A 1298-nucleotide genomic window follows, 5' to 3' on the forward strand; every position below is an offset into this window, starting at 1 on the left:
GGTGAACCAACTGCGTGCGGATGCGACGGAAGAAGTTGAGTTGATTGCGGTAACCATAGGCAGTGCGGCTGATTTGCTTGATTTTACGATTGATACCTTCGATGACACCGCTTGACCAAGGGGACCGCAGACTTTCCAACACACCGGCTAAATTCTTGCTGAATGTTGATATTGCAGTGTCCATGGCGTTTCTCAGTGGTGAATAGCCGACAAGAATATCAGAGAATTTTTGTATATTTTGCTCGTGCATCGCTTCTAAAACGGCCTGGTATGTGAGCCAAGTTGCGTGAAGTGTTGGGAATGATCGGAAAACAAGGTCCAATGCTTCTTCTTCAGTCATCAATTCTTTTACGCCAGCTAAATAGACACGAGTGTTTTTGTTCAGCTTGTCGTATGACTTCATAAACAAACGCCACTGACTCTTCATGATGGCGTATTCGCGAGAATACCGCTTATCCTCAATGCTGCGCTGGTCAGCCACGCGTTGTCCCGTGAGAGCTTGCGCTACGCGCTGAACGATGTAAAAGCGATCGATAATAATTTTGGCATTAGGAAATAAACCACGGACAAATTGGCCATAGTTCGCATTTAAATCGATGATGACATATTCGACTTGTCGACGATTCTGAAGAGAGTAGCCTAAAAAGTGTTCTTTGATGTTCTTAGATAGGCGGTCAGGAAGAATCTCAATTAACTGATGTGCTTCGCCGTCGGCGTACACAAAGGACATGTTGTGCGCTGAAGTGCGGACTTCATCAAAGCATAAGACCGAAGGCAATTGGCGCTGGAAATCGTAATAGTATGTTTGATCTGAGTTGATAACTCTATGGACGCTGCTCGTCGATACACGCAATGCACGCGCAATTGATTTTTGAGAGATATCATCTTGTGACATCGCGATAATCTGATTCACCAACGGACGAGAAAATTTAGAATTGTCGAGTAAATCGTGTGACTTCGCATTGAACTTCGTATTGCAGTTATCGCAGTGGAATCGTTGCTTCTTCACGATGAGTCGATTGTCATAGCCGTTCGTAGTTGGCAGTTAAATCTCGATGTCATCGGTATAGCCGTACTTAGTGACGTGCTCTAAGAAACCACAGTCAGGGCAACGCATGATGTCACTCTCGAGAGTGGTATGTGTAATCAACGCTTTGTGGTGATCCCTGCCACGATGCTCATAACGGTTATATTCACCGTCAGAGTTCACGATAAATTTAAAATTTGGGTCTGTTAATCCGACGTAACGTAAGATAGTATTATTCATATGCATCAGTTCCTTTAGATTTGGTTTGGCG

At 44.3% G+C, this 1298-nt stretch carries 1 protein-coding gene and 1 pseudogene; both read right to left on the reverse strand.

Annotated elements, in window-relative coordinates:
* Nucleotides 1-1009 (reverse strand): ISL3 family transposase (locus WEIDD23_RS00430; protein WP_156469516.1); only part of this gene is annotated, 1009 nt, incomplete at its 3' end.
* A gap of 36 nt (nucleotides 1010-1045) precedes the next feature.
* Nucleotides 1046-1298 (reverse strand): annotated as a pseudogene (locus tag WEIDD23_RS14005) (hypothetical protein); the annotation flags it as partial.

The sequence above is a fragment of the Weissella sp. DD23 genome (assembly GCF_001579105.1).
Classification (GTDB): domain Bacteria; phylum Bacillota; class Bacilli; order Lactobacillales; family Lactobacillaceae; genus Weissella; species Weissella cibaria.